The following is a 4,304-nucleotide window of genomic DNA, read 5'->3' as shown; positions in this document are numbered from 1 at the left end:
CGGCGGCGTCGGGATAGGACAGCATCAGCGCCAGGGATTCCGGCGTCGTCATCAGCATCTGCGGCGGGTTGCGGCGCTGGCGAGTGCGCCGCGCCGCCGGCGTGTCGCCGGTCCGGGTCTCGACGGCGATCGGCAGGCCGAGTTCCGCGATCGGCGCCTGCAGGTTGCGCTGGATGTCGACGGCGAGCGCCTTCAGCGGCGAGACGTAGAGCGTGTGCAGGCCCGGCGCCGGCGCCGCGGCCAGCTGGATCAGCGAGGGCAGGAAGCCGGCCAGCGTCTTGCCGCCGCCGGTCGGCGCGACGAGCAGCGCCGATTCGCCGGCCGCGGCCGCGGCGACCATCTCGAGCTGGTAGGGATGGGGCGTCCAGCCGCGCCCCGCGAACCAGTCGCGGAACCGCTCGGGCAGGGTGGCGGGCAGGGGTGGCATGGTCGGGACCAGCGATGTGGTCCCGTCCGGAGCCGATGTCGAGGCCGCCTCCTGTTCGAGCGGTCGTGACCGGGCGGGCCTATTCCGGCGGCAGGCCGGCGAGGCCGCGGCGCAGCGGCTCCAGGTGGCGCTCGTAGCGCCGCCAGCGATCCACCGCCTCGCCATGGATCGGGCGGCGCACCGACTCGTAGTTCGAGGTATCGACGATGCGCCGGTTGCGCTCGACGGCGAGGCAGGACTGGTCCCAGGGCAGCCCGAGGAAGTCGATGATCCGGCGCGCCTCCGCCTCCGGCCGGGCGACCAGTTCCTCGTACTGGACGTCCAGCATCGGCAGCTCCAGCACGGCGCGGAAATGCGTCATCAGGCGCTCGTAGTCGCGGTAGCAGAGGCCGGAACGGTAGAGGTCCCAGGGCTCCATGGCCGGGATCTTCTGCTCCTGGAAATAGGCCGACAGGCAGACGTCGAGCGGGTTGCGCCGGGTGTGGATGATGCGGGCGCCGGGCAGCAGCCGCTGAAGCACCGCCAGCCGCATGAAGTTCTGCGGCAGCTTGTCGGCGATCCGCAGCGCGCCGGGGGCGAGGCGCTGGAGCTGGGCGACGAACTCGTCATGGACCCGCTCCAGCGCTTCGGCCGGCCAGTGCGGGATCCCCGAGGGGTACTTGCGGCCGGCCAGCCGGGCGATCGCGGTGGTCGCCCGCAGCACCGCCCGCCGCTCGCCGGCGCCGTGCGCCTGGGGATGGCCGGCGATGATCTGCTCGACCAGGGTCGTTCCCGAGCGTCCCATGCCGACGATGAAGACGGGAAGTTCCGACCGCCGGTCGATCGGTGCGGCCGCCGCCATCGCTGCGGCCGGCGTGGCGGCGATGATGGCGTCGACCGTGGCGGTCAGGACGCCCGGGCGAAAGCCGTTGGCCTTCTGGGAGATCGCCACCAGTTCGTTGCCGCGGCGGGCCGCCGCGAAGGCGTCCTCGTAGCGGCCGGCCCGGTCGAGCAGGCGGGCCTGGGCGTGGCGCAGCCGGATCGTCTCGCGCTCGGCCAGCACCCGGTCGAGCATCCCGATGGCGCGCTCGGTCAAGCCCTGGCTCGGCGCCAGCGTCGCGAAGACCATGGCGATCTCCGGGTGCGGCGGCTCGCGGCCGACATGGGGCCCGAGGGCGGCCATGGCCGCGGCGCGGTCGCCGCTGCGGTCGAGCATGCGGGCGTAGCCGGCGGCGGCGTCCGGGTTGCCGGGATCGGTCCTGGTCGCGCGGCGATAGCAGCGCAGCGCGATGTCGGCATAGCCGGCGGCGTGGTCCGGCTCGTCGGCGACCAGCTGCTCGGCGACCTGGGCATGGCGGCGCAGGAGCTCGGGATTGTGCGGAAACTGGCGGATGGCGCGGGCCGAGGTTTCCAGCGCCCGGAGCGGCTGGCGGTCGGTCAGGTGCCGGCCGATCCGCTCGACCGCCTCGTGCCAGTTGGCGAAGGGCGCGCGCTCGACCTTGCCGACGACGCGCCCGCCGCGCGCCGCGGGCTCAGCCATCGGCGAAGGCCGGATCGGCGAAGGCGGCGGCGAGCCGCTCGACCTCCCGGCTGGCGGCGTCGTCCGGGTAGCGGCCGCGCGCGACGGCGCCCCAGACGGGCCGCGGCCAGGCGGGGTCGTCGGTGCGGCGGGCGATGACGTGGACGTGGAGCTGCGGGACCATGTTGCCCAGCGCCGCGACGTTCAGCTTGTCCGGCCGATGGAGCCGGGTCAGCACCCGTTCGGCGAGTGCGATCTCCTCGACGAGCCGGGCGCGGTCGGCGCGGCCGAGATCGGTCAGCTCGCGGATGCCGGGCAGGGCCGGCACCAGGATCAGCCAGGGCCAGGCGGGCTCGTCCATGAGCCGGACGTCGCAGAGGCCGAGGCGGGTGACGTGGAAGGTGTCGTCGGCGAGACGGGAATCGAGCGTGAACATCGGTGGTCCGTAGGGTGCCGGCACCATAGGCGGGGGCGGGGGGCGTGGCAACCGAGGGACCGGCGCCCATATCCTGGGCCATGGATGCTGTCGCTTCCCGGGGCCGCCCGCGGCCGGAGGACTGGCTCGTGGTGCGGCCGGAGGGGCTCTACTGCGTTCCGGCCGACCTCCATCTCGACCCCAACCGGTCGGTGCCGCGGGCGGTGGTGACGCACGGCCATGGCGACCATGCCCGCGCCGGCCATGGCCGGGTGCTCGCCACCGCCGAGACGCTGGCGATCATGGCGCGGCGCTACGGCGAGGAGTTCGCCATCCAGACCCAGGCCCTGGCGCTGGGCGAGGCGCTGACGCTGGGCGACGTGCGGCTGTGGCTGGCGCCGGCCGGACACATCCTCGGCTCGGCCCAGGTGGTGCTGGAACATGCCGGCAGCCGGGTCGTCGTCTCGGGCGACTACAAGCGCCGGCGCGACCCGACCTGTCCGCCGTTCGAGCCGGTGCCGTGCGACGTCTTCGTCACCGAGGCGACCTTCGGCCTGCCGGTGTTCCGCCATCCCGACGACGCCCACGAGGTCGCCCGCCTCCTCGACCAGCACCGCCGCAACCCCGACCGGACGATCGTCGTCGGCGTCTATGCGCTCGGCAAGTGCCAGCGCCTGCTGCGCCTCCTGCGCGAGGCCGGCTACGACCGGCCGGTCCATCTCCATGGCGCGCTCGAGGGGCTGACGCGGCTCTACGGCGAGTTCGGGATCGACGCCGGTCCGCTCGAGCCGGCCACCGTGGCGGCGCGCGACCGCCTGGCGGGAGCGATCGTCCTGGCGCCTCCCGGCGCCGTCGCCGACCGCTGGGCACGACGGCTGGCGGACCCGATCGTCGCCATGGCGTCCGGCTGGATGGGGGTGCGCCAGCGCGCCCGTCAGCGCGGCGTCGAGCTGCCGCTGGTGATCTCCGACCACGCCGACTGGGACGAGCTGCTGGCGACCATGCGCGATGTCGGCGCACCCCGGGTATGGGTGACGCACGGGCGCGAGGAGGCGCTGGTCCACGCCGCTCGCGGCATGGGAATCGACGCCCGCGCGCTGGCGCTGGTCGGCTTCGAGGAGGAGGGCGGGTGAACCGCTTCGCCGAGCTCCTCGACGCGCTCGCCTTCACGCCGTCGCGCAACGGCAAGCTGCGTCTCCTGCGCGACCATTTCGCCGAGGTGCCGGACCCCGAGCGCGGCTGGGCCCTGGCGGCGCTGACCGGCGGCATCGACCTGCCGTCGGCCAAGCCGGCGATGATCCGCGCGCTCGTGGCCGAGCGGGTCGACCCGGTGCTGTTCGCCTGGTCCTACGACTTCGTCGGCGACCTCGCCGAGACGACGGCCTTGATCTGGCCGGCGCCGAATCCAGCGGCTGAGCGCCGGAACGCGCCCCCGCCGACCCTGGGCGAGGTGGTGGCCGAGCTCGCCGCCGCCTCCCGCGGCGACGTGCCGGCGCTCGTCGCCGGGTGGCTCGACCAGCTCGACGCGACGGGGCGCTGGGCGCTCCTCAAGCTGGTGACGGGCGGGATGCGGGTCGGCGTCTCGGAGCGGCTGGCGAAGACGGCGGTCGCCGGCCTCGGCGAGGTGCCGGTGGAGGCGGTCGAGGAGGTGTGGCACGGGCTCCGCCCGCCTTACGAGCGGCTCTTCGCCTGGGTCGCAGGCATCGGCGAGCGGCCCGATCCGGCGGCCGCCGCCCGCTTCCGGCCGATGATGCTGTCGCATCCGCTGGAGGAGGGCGAGCTCGAAGCGATGCCGCCCGCCGAGTACGCGGCGGAATGGAAATGGGACGGCATCCGGGTCCAGGTGGCGGCGACGGGTAGCGAGCGCCGGCTCTTCTCCCGCACCGGCGAGGATGTCGGCGGTGCCTTCCCGGACCTGATGGCGACCCTCGACTTCCGTGCCGTCCTCGACGGCGAGCTGCTGG

General features: G+C 74.4%; 4 protein-coding genes and 1 pseudogene. 2 read left to right on the top strand and 3 right to left on the bottom strand.

Annotation, left to right across the window (positions count from 1 at the left end):
* From ACE3Q3_RS23130 to ACE3Q3_RS23120, 3 genes are all read right to left on the bottom strand, one after another.
* On the bottom strand, positions 1-427 hold a 427-nt coding region (locus ACE3Q3_RS23130; RefSeq protein WP_374450016.1), incomplete at its 3' end, for a DEAD/DEAH box helicase.
* A gap of 79 nt (positions 428-506) precedes the next feature.
* Positions 507-1,946, bottom strand: coding sequence for a sulfotransferase (locus ACE3Q3_RS23125; protein ID WP_374450014.1), 1,440 nt, complete (start codon positions 1,944-1,946; stop codon positions 507-509).
* Positions 1,939-2,361 carry an HIT domain-containing protein gene (locus ACE3Q3_RS23120; RefSeq protein ID WP_374450012.1) on the bottom strand — a complete coding sequence of 141 codons (423 nt, stop codon included), beginning with the start codon at positions 2,359-2,361 and terminating at the stop codon, positions 1,939-1,941. Before ACE3Q3_RS23120 ends, ACE3Q3_RS23125 begins: the two co-directional genes overlap by 8 nt.
* A gap of 80 nt (positions 2,362-2,441) precedes the next feature.
* On the opposite strand from ACE3Q3_RS23120, the gene ACE3Q3_RS23115 reads away from it, so the two are divergent.
* Entirely contained in the window at positions 2,442-3,473 is a 1,032-nt protein-coding gene (locus ACE3Q3_RS23115) for a ligase-associated DNA damage response exonuclease (RefSeq protein ID WP_374450010.1), read from the top strand.
* A pseudogene (locus ACE3Q3_RS23110) lies at positions 3,470-4,304 on the top strand (ATP-dependent DNA ligase); the annotation flags it as partial. The gene ACE3Q3_RS23115 and the pseudogene ACE3Q3_RS23110, both read left to right, overlap by 4 nt.

The sequence above is a fragment of the Allostella sp. genome, assembly GCF_041913585.1.
GTDB lineage: Bacteria > Pseudomonadota > Alphaproteobacteria > ATCC43930 > Allostellaceae > Allostella.
This window is presented reverse-complemented; position numbering and strand designations above follow the sequence as displayed.

What these genes read in the sequence shown, in the direction of transcription:
- ACE3Q3_RS23115 (WP_374450010.1), top strand. Translation starts at nt 2,442, where the DNA reads ATGGATGCTGTCGCTTCCCGGGGCCGCCCGCGGCCGGAGGACTGGCTC.
- ACE3Q3_RS23125 (WP_374450014.1), bottom strand. Translation starts at nt 1,946, where the DNA reads ATGGCTGAGCCCGCGGCGCGCGGCGGGCGCGTCGTCGGCAAGGTCGAG.
- ACE3Q3_RS23120 (WP_374450012.1), bottom strand. Translation starts at nt 2,361, where the DNA reads ATGTTCACGCTCGATTCCCGTCTCGCCGACGACACCTTCCACGTCACC.